The organism is Streptomyces sp. NPDC044002, from assembly GCF_056434525.1.
Genome location: NZ_JBWKEZ010000080.1, coordinates 21,324 through 33,516 on the forward strand (window position 1 = coordinate 21,324; position 12,193 = coordinate 33,516).

Annotated in this window: 9 protein-coding genes; 6 read left to right on the top strand and 3 right to left on the bottom strand. The window is 70.8% G+C overall.

The genetic code is table 11. The features are described from left to right. Positions 1-93: 93 nt before the first annotated feature. Positions 94-1,623, bottom strand: coding sequence for a leucyl aminopeptidase (locus AC07A6_RS36335; RefSeq protein ID WP_386275332.1), 1,530 nt, complete (start codon positions 1,621-1,623; stop codon positions 94-96). Positions 1,624-1,979: 356 nt separating this feature from the next. On the opposite strand from AC07A6_RS36335, the gene AC07A6_RS36340 reads away from it, so the two are divergent. The 5 genes from AC07A6_RS36340 (at position 1,980) to AC07A6_RS36360 (ending at position 8,788) form a co-directional block, all read left to right on the top strand. Further along, positions 1,980-4,007, top strand: coding sequence for a hypothetical protein (locus tag AC07A6_RS36340; protein WP_478779968.1), 2,028 nt, complete (start codon positions 1,980-1,982; stop codon positions 4,005-4,007). 156 nt (positions 4,008-4,163) lie between these two features. Then, positions 4,164-5,708 (top strand): GT4 family glycosyltransferase PelF, encoded by a 1,545-nt coding sequence (gene pelF, locus AC07A6_RS36345; protein WP_478779969.1) that lies wholly within the window; start codon positions 4,164-4,166, stop codon positions 5,706-5,708. Continuing rightward, a complete protein-coding gene (locus tag AC07A6_RS36350; protein ID WP_478779970.1) occupies positions 5,705-7,288 on the top strand; it encodes a hypothetical protein in 1,584 nt (527 codons plus the stop codon). Before pelF ends, AC07A6_RS36350 begins: the two co-directional genes overlap by 4 nt. Positions 7,289-7,310: 22 nt before the next feature. After that, the gene (locus tag AC07A6_RS36355) at positions 7,311-7,964 is read left to right on the top strand and encodes a spherulation-specific family 4 protein (RefSeq protein WP_362470335.1); all 654 of its coding nucleotides are present in this window, start codon (positions 7,311-7,313) and stop codon (positions 7,962-7,964) included. Then, positions 7,961-8,788 carry an endo alpha-1,4 polygalactosaminidase gene (locus tag AC07A6_RS36360; protein ID WP_478779971.1) on the top strand — a complete coding sequence of 276 codons (828 nt, stop codon included), beginning with the start codon at positions 7,961-7,963 and terminating at the stop codon, positions 8,786-8,788. The genes AC07A6_RS36355 and AC07A6_RS36360 overlap by 4 nt, the downstream gene beginning before the upstream one ends. Before the next feature lie 719 nt (positions 8,789-9,507). Here AC07A6_RS36360 and AC07A6_RS36365 read toward each other — a convergent pair. Together AC07A6_RS36365 and AC07A6_RS36370 are read right to left on the bottom strand one after the other, a co-directional pair. After that, positions 9,508-10,281, bottom strand: coding sequence for an oxygen-binding di-iron domain-containing protein (locus AC07A6_RS36365; RefSeq protein ID WP_478779972.1), 774 nt, complete (start codon positions 10,279-10,281; stop codon positions 9,508-9,510). Between the two features lie 188 nt (positions 10,282-10,469). Beyond that, positions 10,470-11,228 carry an XRE family transcriptional regulator gene (locus AC07A6_RS36370; protein WP_478779973.1) on the bottom strand — a complete coding sequence of 253 codons (759 nt, stop codon included), beginning with the start codon at positions 11,226-11,228 and terminating at the stop codon, positions 10,470-10,472. A gap of 350 nt (positions 11,229-11,578) precedes the next feature. On the opposite strand from AC07A6_RS36370, the gene AC07A6_RS36375 reads away from it, so the two are divergent. Then, positions 11,579-11,836: a hypothetical protein gene (locus AC07A6_RS36375; protein WP_478779974.1), complete on the top strand. Its 258-nt coding sequence runs from the start codon at positions 11,579-11,581 to the stop codon at positions 11,834-11,836. Positions 11,837-12,193: the final 357 nt, after the last annotated feature.

Below are 12,193 nucleotides of genomic sequence, written 5' to 3' on the forward strand. Positions count from 1 at the left end.
GAGACCTCGATAGGGGTCCCGGGGCGCGTCGCGTGTCACAGCGGGCGTCTCACGAGGTGGTACGTGTACGCCCGCGCGACGGGGTCCGGGGCGTCAGCCCAGGTCGCCCGTGGCGGTGCGCTCGGCCAGCCGCACCAGGGTGCGCACGGCGGAGCCGGTGCCGCCCTTGGGGGTGTAGCCGTACGGGGCGCCCTCGTGGAAGGCGGGGCCCGCGATGTCCAGGTGCGCCCAGGTGATGCCCTCGCCGACGAACTCCTGGAGGAAGAGGCCGGCCACCAGGCCGCCGCCCATCCGCACGCCCATGTTGGCGATGTCGGCGGTGGGGGAGTCCATGGTCTTGCGCAGGTCCTCGGGGAGCGGCATCGGCCAGGAGGCCTCGCCGACCTCTTCCGCGATCTCGTGGATCGAGGTGCGGAAGGCGTCGTCGTTGGCCATGATCCCGAAGGTGCGGTCGCCGAGCGCCAGGACCATGGCACCCGTGAGGGTGGCCACGTCGACGATCGCGTCCGGGTTGTCCTCGGAGGCCTTGGTCAGGGCGTCGCCCAGGACTAGGCGGCCCTCGGCGTCCGTGTTCAGGACCTCGACGGTCTTGCCGCTGTACATGCGCAGCACGTCGCCCGGCTTGGTGGCGGAGCCGGAGGGCATGTTCTCGGCGAGCGCGAGCCAGCCGGTGACGTTGACCTGGAGGCCCAGCTTGGCGGCGGCGATGACGGCGGCGAAGACGGCGGCGGCGCCGGCCATGTCGCACTTCATCGTCTCGTTGTGGCCGGCCGGCTTCAGGGAGATGCCGCCCGAGTCGTAGGTGATGCCCTTGCCGACGAAGGCGAGGGTCTTCTCCGCCTTGGCGTGGGTGTAGGAGAGCTTCACCAGGCGCGGCGCGTTCTCGGAGCCCTTGCCGACGCCCATGATGCCGCCGTAGCCGCCCTTGACCAGGGCCTTCTCGTCCAGGACCTGGACCTTGACGCCGTTCTCCTTCGCGGTCGCGGAGGCGACGGCGGCGAAGGCCTCGGGGGTGAGGTCGTTCGGCGGGGTGTTGATCAGGTCGCGGGCGACGTTGACCTCGGTGGCGACGACGACGGCGCGCTCGGCGGCGGCCTTGTGCTCCTTGTCGCGCGGCTTGGCGCCGAGCAGGGCCACCTCGGCCAGCGGCTGCTTGGGGCCGCCGTTCTTCGAGGCCTTCTTCTCGCCGCCCTGGTAGGCGGTGAAGGCGTACGCGCCGAGCAGCGCGCCCTCGGCGACGGCGGTGACGGCGGAGGCGTCGTCCAGGGGGAGGGCGAACGCGGCCTTCTTCGAGCCGTGCAGGGCGCGGGCGGCGGCGCCGGCGGCGCGGCGCAGGGCCTCCTCGTCGAAGGACTCGTCCTGCTCAGGCGCCGTACCCAGGCCGACCGCCAGCACGACCGGGGCCTTGAGGCCGGCCGGCGCGGGCAGCTTGGTGGTCTCGCCCTCGGCGCCCGTGGCGCCGAGCGAGTCGAGCACGGCGGCGAGCTTTCCGTCGAACGCCTTGTCCACGGCCTCGGCGCCGGCGGCCACGACGAGGCCCTTCGGGCCCTTCGCCACGCCGACCACGAGGGCGTCGGCGCGCAGCGTCGCAGCGCCGGCAGTGCTGAGAGTCAGAGCAGTCACGGTGGTGAAGTCTCGCTTCCGTTTGTGTTAGTGGGCGCTTGGGTCGCGTCGGGGTCACCGGCCGCTCCGCAGCGATCGTATTCGGGCCCGGCGGCCGCCGGAAACGAGCCTACGCGCAGGTAGTCGCCCGTACGCCACTACAAGGTTTGTCAAGTTGTTCGATCAACGCGCCATCAGGTTCACCCATCTGTGGACTCTGCTCCAGGTTTGCCCTTTAGAGCTGACGGGGTCCGAGAGACTCGCATCACTCTCGCAAGGGGACGTGGGGTCCTTTTGCATGATTTCCACAGTGCCTCCCCGGCCCGGCCGTCCGCCATGGGCCGTCGTCGAGGGATGCCTGCGGGGGGAAGGCCGAAATGGTCAACAAGAACCGGATGAACAGGGCCGCCGCGGCGATGGCGGCGGCAGCCCTGATGTCCGTGGCAGTACCCGCCGCGACCGCCGAGGCAGCGGACGCGACACCGCGCATCGACCTGAAGGTCCTCGTCGTCGACGACGGCGGCAGCTCCGTCGGCGCGATCACCGCGCAGCTCAAGGACACCGGGGTCCCCTACACCCGGGTCGACCTCGCCAGTGCCGGCCGGCCCGTCATCAACGCCGCGTTCCTCGCCGACACCGTCGACGGCCGGCCCCGGGCCAAGTACCAGGGCGTCGTCCTGCCCAACGAGAACCCCTTCGGCGAAGGCTCCGCCGAGATGGCGGCGCTCACCGCGTACGAGACGACGTACGGGATCCGCCAGGTCGACGCCTACACCTGGGCCCACCCGGGGGTCGGACTCGAATACACCGACAACGGCGGCTACAGCGGCCAGCTCGACGGCACCCAGGCCGCCGTCACCGCCGCCGGCAAGGCGGGCCCCTTCGGCTACCTCGGCGGTCAGGTCGCCTTCGAGGACAACTCCGCCATGGTCCCGGAGAGCTACGGCTTCATGGGCAAGCCCCGCACCGGCTACACCAGCTACCTCGACGCCCCCGTCACCGGCGGCCGCGCCTCCCTCGTCGGCGAGTACACCCACGACGGACGCAGCGAACTCGTCGTCACCTTCGGCTACAACCAGTACCAGCAGCAGTTCCGGCTGCTGGCCCGGGGCATCGTCGAATGGCTCACCCAGGGCGTCCACCTCGGCCAGGAACGCAGCTACTTCGCCGTCCACGTCGACGACGTCTTCGCCCCCGACGCCCGCTGGAGCAAGGAGCTCAACTGCACCCCCGGCGACTACGCCTGCGCGGGCGGCGAGGGCAAGGAGAGCACCATCCGGATGACCGCCGCCGACGCCCAGTACGCGGCGCAGTGGCAGACGTCCAAGAACTTCAAGCTGGACATGCTCTTCAACGCGGGCGCCGGCGAGGAGTGGAAGGCCGAGAACGGCGGCACCGACGCGCTGACCGCCCAGCTCGTCGCCGACCGGGCCAAGTTCCGCTGGATGAACCACACCTACACGCACCCGTTCCTCGGCTGCGTCCAGGACACCAGCGCCAGCCCCTGGACCTGCACCAAGAACGCCCAGGGCGCCACCAACTGGATGAGCCGCGCCGAGATCTCCGCCCAGATCCGCGACAACAACAACTGGGCGGCGTCCAAGGGCATCACCCTCGACCGCTCCGAGCTGGTCACCGGCGAGCACTCCGGCCTCAAGACCCTCCCGCAGCAGCCGCAGGACAACCCCAACCTGGCCGGCGCCCTCGCCGACAACGGGGTCAAGTGGGCCGGCAGCGACAACTCCCGCGAACCCGACCAGCGGGCCGTCGGCGCCACCTTGACCGTCCCCCGCCACCCGATGAACGTGTACTACAACACGGGCACCAACGCGGAGATGGCCGACGAGTACAACTGGATCTACACCAGCCGCGCCGACGGCGGCAGCGGCATCTGCGAGGACAACCCGGCGACCTCCACCTGCCTGCCGGCCCCGCTGAACACCAGCACCGGCTACCTCGACTACATCGTCCCGGCCGAAGCGCGCACCGCCATGCGCCACGTCCTGGCCAACGACCCCCGGCCGCACTACGTCCACCAGTCCAACCTCGCCGAGGACCGCACCCTCTACCCGGTGCTCAACCAGGTCCTCGACACCTACCGCGCCCTCTACGCGCCCAGCGCGCCGATCGTCAACCAGAGCATGAAGGACACCGGCGTCGAGCTCCAGCGCCGCGCCGCCTGGAACAAGGCCCTCGCCGACGGCAAGGTGACCGCCTACAAGATCGGCAAGGACGTCGTCGTCAAGGCCCCCTCCGGAATCGCCGCCCCGGTCACCGCCCCGAACGGCACCAAGAAGCAGCTGCTCCTCGGCACCGCCGACTTCGGCACCGCCTACGCCGGCACCCGCTCCGCGTGGACGGCCCCCGAGGTGCTCCAGTCGCAGGTCACCCTCAAGCTCCTCTGACCCGCCCGCGGCACCCGAACCACCCGCGCGACCCGTCCCGGCCGTACTGCCCGTACCGCCCCCGGACGACCCGCGGCACACGTAACACCCAGAGCCGGCGCTCCACGCGCGCACCACGGGCGCCGGCCCCTTTTCCGTCCTGGGGGGACACACCACATGAGCCATGGGCGTCATGTCACCATGCTCACCGAAGGCACCTACCCGCACGTCCACGGCGGCGTCAGCACCTGGTGCGACCAGCTGGTACGCGGCATGCCGGAGGTCGACTTCAACGTCATAGCCCTCACCGGCTCCGGACGCGAGCCGGTCACCTGGGAGCTGCCGCGCAACGTCTACCGGCACACCGCCGTCCCGCTCTGGGGCCCGCCGCCCGCCCGCACCCGCCGCACGGCCCTGCGCGGCAAGGCCCGCCGCCGCTTCACCGAAACGTACGAAACCTTCCTGCTCTCCCTCATCGACCCCACCCACGGGGGCTTCTCCGAGGCCCTGGGCGAACTCGCCCGCCTCGCCCGCGCCGGCCGCCTCGCCCCCGCCCTGCGCTCCGAAGCGGTACTGCGCCTGCTGATGACCGTATGGACCCGCCCCGGCCTGGTCACCGCCGCCGCCGAACCCACCGTCCACGACGCGCTCACCGCCACCGACCTGCTGGAACACGCCCTGCGCCCGCTCGCGGTACGGATCCCGCCCGACAGCGTCGCCCACGCCGTCAGCAGCGGCCTCGCCACCCTCCCCGCCCTCGCCGCCAAACGCCTCGACGGAGTGCCCTTCCTCCTCACCGAGCACGGCATCTACCTGCGCGAGCGCTACCTCGGCTACCGCACCGCCGCCCAGCGCTGGCCCGTCAAGGCCCTCATGCTGGGCTTCTACCGCGAGCTCAACTCCGAGGGCTACCGGCAGGCCGACCTGATCACCCCCTGCAACCAGTACAACCGCCGCTGGGAAGAACGCGGAGGCGCCGACTCCGAACGCATCCGCACCGTCTACAACGGCGTCGACCCGCACGCCTTCCCCGAAGCCGGCCCCGAACCGGACGTCCCCACCCTCAGCTGGTGCGGCCGCATCGACCCGATCAAGGACCTCGAAACCCTGATCCGCGCCTACGCGTTCATGCGCGAGGAGCTCCCCGCCCTGCGCCTGCGCCTCTTCGGACCCGTCCCGGCCGGCTGCGAGGACTACAAGCTCCGCCTGGAGAAACTCGCCGCCGAACTCGGCGTCACCGACGGCATCACCTACGAGGGCCGAATCGACCAGGTCGCCAAGGCCTACGCCGCCGGCTCCGTCGTCATGCTCTCCAGCATCAGCGAAGGCTTCCCCTTCAGCATCATCGAAGCCATGTCCTGCGGCCGCACCACCGTCTCCACCGACGTCGGAGGCGTCCGCGAAGCCGTCGGCGACACCGGCCTCGTCGTCCCGCCCCGCGAACCCGAGACCATGGCCCGCGCCACCCTCGCCCTCCTCCGCGACGACGAACGCCGCGCCGAACTCGGCCGGATGTCCCGCCGACGGGTCGTCGAGAAGTTCACCCTCCACCAGTCCGTGGACGGCTTCCGGCACATCTACCGCGAACTCGCCGACCAGACCCGCCCGGGCCAGAACCTCCCGCCCGTCCGCACCGACGGCGACTGGACCCGGCGGCTCGCCGACCCCTGGTCCAAGGACCCCTGGAACAAGGAACTCGCGGCCGACGGGAGCATGTGGTGAGCGGATCCCTCTGGCTCAAGCCCCCCGGCCCCGAAGGCACCTGGGTCCACGTCGGCCGCCCGGCCCCCGCCGGACGCACCGACACCCTGCCCCACCTCCCCCGGCCCCGCCCCGGCGGGCCCGGGGCCCCGGCCGCCGACCCCATGGACGAACTCGCCGACCGCCTCGGCGCGTTCGCCGGCGCGGCCGTCCACCCCGACGAGATCGCCGCCATCCTCGAATCCGACGGGATGACCGACGAACACATCCGCCTCACCTACGGCCGCCAGGACTCCTTCGCCCTCGCCGAAGAGCTCTACGCCCGCGTCCCCCGCTCCTTCCCCGAACCCGACCGGCTCCCCGACCCCTGGAAGGTCTCCCTCACCGCCTGCCTGCTGCGCGGCCTGATCTTCGCCCTGCCCGGCCTCGCCTACGTCCTCGGCGCGCCCCTCCTCGAAGGCCCCCCCGACCGGCTCGGACTGCCCGCCGGCACCCTCACCCTGCTCGCCGGCGCCCTCATCGGCTGGGTCTGGGACCAGAGCCTCTCCCACCGCGCCTACTCCTGGCTCGGCCTCGGCGACCGGGCCGCCGCCGGACGCACCCTCCTCGTCGGAGCCCCCGCCGGAGCCCTCCTCGGCACCGCCGCCGCCTTCGCCGTCCCCGGCGGCCCGCCGTTCTCGTACGCCTTCGCCGCAGGCCAGGCCCTCTACGTCGGCGCCGCCACCGTGCTCCTGGTACTGGGCCGCGAACGGCTGCTGCTCGCCGCACTCGGCCCCATGGCCGCCGGCGCGGTCCTCTCCCTGTTCACCGACCCGCCCGTGCCCGTACGCGTCACCCTGCTCCTCGTGTCCCTGCTGGCCGCCTGCACCCTCGCCCTGCGGGAGCTGCCGGTCGCCCAGGGCGTACGGGCCGGGGTGCGCAGGATCCACCGCTGGGCGGAACGCCGCCCGGGCGAAGGCGGCCCCGTGCGCTGGCGGATGCTGCGCGGCGCCGAGGAGGAGCGCACCCGGCGCGGACCCCGCATCGGGGACTCCGCGCCCTACGGGGTGTTCGGCCTCGGCACCGGCCTGCTCGTGCTGTACGCCGCGCTGGGGGAGGTGCTCAGCGGCGGCCCCGCCGAAGCCGTCGCCGCACCCTCCGCGGTGGCCCTCACCCTCAGCATGGGCCCCGCCGAATGGCTCCTCCACCGCTTCCGCAGCGGCAGCCTCGCCGGGCTGCGGGCGGCCCGCTCATCCGGCGCGTTCCGGCGCCGGATGCTCGTCACCCTGACCCGCTGCCTCGCCCTGTACCTGGCGGTGCTGCTCGTCCTCGGCGTCACCGGCACCCTGCTGTGGCCGCACGCCCCCGGCCTCACCGGACTCCGCATCGCCACCCTGCTGCTGCTCGGCACCGTGATGTGGACCGGGCTGCTCCTGCAGTCCTTCGGCGCGGTCCGCCCCGCCGCCGTGGTCTGCTCCGGCGCGGCCTTCGCCCAGAGCCTCGCCCTGCTCGCCGGGATCGGACAACCCCGCCTGGTCCAGCTGGCGGTGGCCGGCACCGCGGCGGCCGCCCTGGCCGTCCTGGTCTGCCTGCTCCTCGGCCGCGCCACGGCACACCGCTGACGTGACGAATCGAAGGAACCCCATGCTGCTGGTGCCGCTCTACGAGCACCCCGCCGACCGGCCCGAGGAATGGGAACGGCTCATCCGCTCCGCCGGACAACTGCACTCGGTGGTGCTCAACCCCGACAGCGGGCCCGGCCGGGCCCCCGACGAACGGTTCGCCGCCGTCGCCGCCCGGCTCCGCGACGCCGGCGTACCCGTCCTCGGCTACACCGACACCGACTACGGGCGGCGCCCGCACGCAGCCGTCGTCCAGGACCTGCTGCGCCACCGCGACTGGTACGGGGCCGACGGCGCCTTCCTCGACCAGGCCGCCGCCGACCCGGAACTCCTCCCGCACTACGGCCGGCTCGCCGTCGCCGCACGCGCGGCCGGGGCCCGTACCCTCGTCCTGAACCACGGAGTCCACCCCCACCCCGGGTACCTCCGGCTCGCCGACCTCCTCGTCACCTTCGAAGGCCCCTGGGACGCCTACCGCGACCAGGCCGCCGCCCCGCCCCCGTGGACCGCCGACCACCCCGCCCGACGGTTCTGCCACCTCGTGTACGCCGTCCCGCCGGACGCCCCCGCCGCCGAACTCGCCGCCGAACGCCACGCCGGGGTGCACTGCGCGGTCCCCGGCACGGGGGCCCACCCGTGGGGGACTCTGCCGTACGCCCTGGAGGCAGCCGGATGAAGCGTTTCGCCACCGCGGCGGCCGCCGCCCTGCTACTCCTGGCGGCAGCGGCCTGCACCGCGGAGCCCGACGACGACGGCGAGAACCCGACCCCCACCCCCTCCTGGCCCGCCCAGAAGCCGGGGGAACGCTGGCAACCCCGCCCCGGCACTCCCTGGCAGTGGCAGCTCACCGGCAAGCTGGACACCTCGGTGGACGTGCCGGTGTACGACGTCGACGGGTTCAACACGACGAAGGAGGAGGTCGCGAAACTTAGGCAGGACGGCCGCCGAACCATCTGCTACATCTCCACCGGAGCCTGGGAGGACTTCCGCCCGGACGCGGCCGACTTCCCCGACCCGCTCCTCGGCAAGGGCAACGGCTGGAAGGGCGAACGCTGGCTCGACATCCGCCGCACGGCCGACCTCGAACCGCTGATGGCGAAACGCTTCGACATGTGCCGCGACAAGGGCTTCGACGCGGTCGAACCCGACAACATGGACGCCTACCGCAACGACTCGGGCTTCCCCCTGACCGCCGACGACCAGCTGACGTACAACCGCCTCATCGCGAAGCTCGCCCACGACCGTGGCATGGCCGTCGGCCTGAAGAACGACCTCGACCAGATCCCGCAGCTGGTCGGCGACTACGACTTCGCGGTCAACGAACAGTGCGCCCAGTACGACGAGTGCGAGACCCTGACCCCCTTCACCAAGGCGGGCAAGGCGGTCTTCCACGCGGAGTACGAACTCCCGACGACCCGCTTCTGCCAACAGTCGAGGCGCCTGCAACTCAGCTCCCTGCAAAAGAAGCTGGACCTGGACGCGTGGCACAAGTCCTGCTGACGGGGCTCACGGCCCGGGCCCGCTATCTCCCCCTCGACCCCCCGGGGTCGAGCGGTGTTTGCCCACCCGCCCCCTTGCCTGCGGGCCGGGGGCCGGGGGCGGTATCCCCTTGGCCCGTCTCAGAGAAGGTATGGGGGTTTCCCGTCAGTCCCATCGTCCTTCCGTGTCGTGCCGGCCTGTCAAGGGCGCTCCTTCGTCGCGTCGCTTCGCGATGTCGCTTCGCTCCACCCTTGACAGACCGACCCGCCCCGGAAAGCCGAAAGACTGCCGGGAAACCCCCAAAAGAACGGCACGGTCCAAGGGGAATGGACGGGTCTCTCAGCGATGAGCGAGGGGCCGGGGGCCGGCCCGCCGGGCATCCGGGCCCTCAGAAGTCGAGATCCCGGGCCGGGTGCGCGACTACCCGCACGAGAGGTCGATCAGAGCGACCTGCGGACCCTCCAGGCGCGCCAGATCGCTACGCGCTCCTCTCGTCTCAGCGTCCGGCGACCGCCTTGGGTTGATACCTGCACGAGAGGACGAACAGAGCAGCCAGGAAGCCCACGGGCGCGTCAGATCGCTACGCGCTTCTCACGTTTCGGCGGCCGGCGGCCGTCTTGGGCTGATACCCGCACCACATGCTGATCAGAGAGGTAGGCGCAGGGGAGCGTCAGATCGCTACGTGCATCGCCTGCCCGCATGGCCGGGCGTTGGCATTCGTGGAGTCACTGCGGCGGAGCCTACTCGCCTGCGAGCACGCTCGGCATCCCGGCGAACTCGGTCTCCGGGCTGAACCGCTCCTCCAGGGCGTCGGCCAGCGCGTGCAGTGCGGCGGCACCGTCCCCCTGGTACGACGAGCCGTGCATGACCGCCAGCGTGCGCGGCTTGAGGCCAGCGAGGGAACGCAGGGTTGTCACGGCTGCGGTCAGACAGGAGATCTGGCGGAATGCCGTTTCGGCCTCGAGAGCGCGTTCCACCAGGCCGTCCTCGATGAAGGCGGCCTGGCCGCCCACCTGGGTGAACAGGTCGCCGCAGAACAGCGTGCCCGTGGTCTCCTCGAACAGGACCCGGGCCTCCCAGTTGTGCGGCACGTGCGGGGTGTTGAGGTTTCGGACGCGGCGGCGAACCTGCTTTCCGCCCAGGTCGAGCGTCTCACCGTGCGCCATTGGGCGCGGCGGCCGATCGGCGAGGTCGTTGAGGGAAACCTGGCAGCCGAGCAGGCCGTGTGCCACCTCGGCGTGCGGCGCGGCGGCGAGGAACTCGTTCATGGCGCCGCACTCGTCGGCCTCGACATGGCCGAAGGTGATCCAGCGCAGCCGATTCACCGGGACCACTCGGTTGACCGCCTCGGAGACGACAGGAAAGAGGTGCTTCATCCCGGTGTGGAACAGCAGCGGCTCCTCACCCTTGACGAGGAACTGGTTGACGGTGAACCCGGCAGGCTCTGCGATTTCGGGGAAGAACGTCGAGATCCGGTAGATGCCGTCGGCGATCTCATCGACACGTGTCTCCACAGCAGGCCCTCCGGCGTAGCGGTCACCTCCTCCGCACGCTAGGTGACCGCGCAGGCGCCGGCCACCAGACGTACTCCGGGCGGGGTGCCAGACACTGGCCCGACCGGTCTGTCCAGGGGTGATGGGCGACGATCGCGTCGATGCGGTGGCGCCACGGGCGCAGCAGACTGCTACGCGATTCTCCGGTGTCAGCGGCCGGCGGCTGGCTTGGGCTGGTCAAACGTGTACGGCGTGCCTCGTTCCCACAGTTCCTCAGCGTGGTCGGTGAAGCGGTCGAACATGCCCTCCTTGCTCTGTCGGCGCAGATGGAACATGGGCGAATCATGCCCAATGACGCGAGCCAGGTGGGGTGTGACGAGGACGTCGGAGTCGAAGCGGAACACGCTGAGCCCGACGTGGTTCGTGGCGTCTTCCGGGGAGCTGACGCGTACTTCCAACCCGTTCAGTGGGCCGAGCCGGTCCAACTGTTCGAGGGTCATGCGGATGCGTGTGGAGACGGTCAGAGCCGCGTTCTCGATCGCCTCGCGCTGTCGGGTGGCTTCACCGTTCGGGTCTCCCACGAGGAAGCGGACCCGACATCCGCTCCCGACCTTCTTCCTGATGACGCCGGCGAAGTCGGGGATCATGGTCCAGAAGAAATAGTTCGTGTACCCGGACAGCAGCATGTCGGTGGTCGTCTCAGCGACCAGCTTCGCCCATGTCGTGGATGGGCAGGCGGAGCGGTAGGGGTAGGAGTGCACCAACTCCTTGTCCTGTCCGACCTTCACGCGGCTGGTCACGGCTTTGGGCCAGATCATGCGCTCTTCAACTCCCAACACCCGAGCCACATCTGCACGGTTTCGAGCATGCGGCACCAGCGAGGGATCCGCTAACCAGCGGGTGACCGTTTTCCCGGACACCCCCACTCGATCAGCCAGCTGATGTGGTCTCACGCCGGCGTCGGCCATAGCTGAACTCAAGTGTGTGTTCAAGAGCCCTCCACTGGACATTTGGGCGTTCTCCGGAACATAGCGTGGAACGGTCCAACCGTCCTTGGATAAGGGGATATACGTCCATACGTGAGGAGCAGGCTGAGTCCGTCGGTGACCTAGGAGGTTCTGATGGACGTAAAGGAACGAGCGGTCGGGGGTGGGGTCGTGCTGACTCCGCCGGACCGATTCGCCTCACTGGAGGAGCTGGTGGCGGCCCTGGCCGTCGTGTGCTCGGAGGAGCACAGCCGGGCCCGCCGTGTTTTTGGCGAGGGATACGAGCGACGGCTGCCGATTCTCGGTGGTGGGCGCGTTCGGGGGAGCACCCGATGAGTGAGAGGTGCGAGTACATCCCCCACCGCCTGCTCCGCCGTCGTGTCCGCGACGTCGCGTCCGGTACTGAAGGGGTGCTGATGGCCGTCGTCAACGAGAACGTCTCGGATTCCGCCGCCTATGAGCGCTGGGTGGAGTTGGCCTACATCCGTGGCGCCTCTGGCCGTGAGTTCACCACCGCCGCCAGCAACGTCGAACCCGCCCCTGACCAGCCCAAGACGACTGCCGGTCGCCGAGACGGGAGAAGCGCGTAGCAATCTGACGCGCCTGCCGGCTTCCTGGGCTGCTCTTTTCGTCCTCTGGTGCAGGTATCAGCCCAAGGCGGTCGTCGGACGCCAAGCAGGGAGGAGCGCGTAGCGATCTGCTGCGCCTGGAGCCTCCGCAGGCTGCCCAGATCAACCTCTCGTGCGGGTAGCCGCGCCCGCGACCCGGGAACCGGGCATCTGAGGGCCCGGATGCCCGGCGGGCCGGCCCCCGGCCCCTCGCTCATCGCTGAGAGACCCGTCCCTCCAACCATGGACCGTGCCGTTTCTTTGGGGGTTTCCCGGCAGTCTTTCGGCTTTCCGGGGCGGGTCGGTCTGTCAAGGGTCGCCGAAGGCGATCACGAAGTG

Excerpts from the sequence above, each read along its gene's own strand:
- AC07A6_RS36360 (WP_478779971.1), top strand. The coding sequence starts at position 7,961 with ATGAAGCGTTTCGCCACCGCGGCGGCCGCCGCCCTGCTACTCCTGGCG.
- AC07A6_RS36375 (WP_478779974.1), top strand. The coding sequence starts at position 11,579 with ATGAGTGAGAGGTGCGAGTACATCCCCCACCGCCTGCTCCGCCGTCGT.
- AC07A6_RS36370 (WP_478779973.1), bottom strand. The coding sequence starts at position 11,228 with ATGGCCGACGCCGGCGTGAGACCACATCAGCTGGCTGATCGAGTGGGG.
- pelF (WP_478779969.1), top strand. The coding sequence starts at position 4,164 with ATGAGCCATGGGCGTCATGTCACCATGCTCACCGAAGGCACCTACCCG.
- AC07A6_RS36355 (WP_362470335.1), top strand. The coding sequence starts at position 7,311 with ATGCTGCTGGTGCCGCTCTACGAGCACCCCGCCGACCGGCCCGAGGAA.
- AC07A6_RS36340 (WP_478779968.1), top strand. The coding sequence starts at position 1,980 with ATGGTCAACAAGAACCGGATGAACAGGGCCGCCGCGGCGATGGCGGCG.